The organism is Adlercreutzia equolifaciens (assembly GCF_029076695.1).
Lineage (GTDB): Bacteria > Actinomycetota > Coriobacteriia > Coriobacteriales > Eggerthellaceae > Adlercreutzia > Adlercreutzia equolifaciens_A.
The window spans coordinates 1-500 of sequence record NZ_JARFIK010000018.1 but is presented as its reverse complement, the minus strand read 5'-3'; the positions used below and the strand labels follow the sequence as shown (position 1 = coordinate 500).

General features: G+C 56.4%; 1 protein-coding gene. It reads left to right on the top strand.

Going from position 1 to position 500, the window contains the following annotated elements; translation table 11 throughout:
• Positions 1-500 (top strand): plasmid recombination protein (locus PZH32_RS11240; RefSeq protein WP_275208333.1); only part of this gene is annotated, 500 nt, incomplete at both ends.

Below are 500 nucleotides of genomic sequence, written 5' to 3'. Positions count from 1 at the left end.
CCATGGGCACCATGCTGAAGTACGGCTCCGAGTACGCCAAGCAGTTCTACGAGGAAGCCTACCGCTTCGGCTGTGAGATTTACGGTGAGGACAACATCGTGTCGGCGGTTATGCACGCCGATGAAATCAACAAGGCGGTGTCCGAAGAACTGGGCAAGCCGGTCTACCACTACCACCTGCACATTGTGGCGATCCCCACCGTCCGAAAAGAAATTCTGTGGTCGAAACGCTGCAAGGATAAGGCACTGGTCGGCACCGTAAAGGAGACTGTCATGCAGGTCAGCCGGAGCAAGAAGTGGGCATCCAAGCCCCTGCTGGACGAATCGGGAAAGCCTGTTTTGCAAAAGAACGGCAAGCCTGTCCTGAAGAAGTCGTACAGCGTCTTGCAGGACGATTTCTTCCACTATATGCGCGCTGCCGGATATGCCGATGTGGAGCGCGGCGAGCGTGGCAGCACCGAAGAACACCTGACTGTCACCCAGTTCAAAGTCCAACGGGAG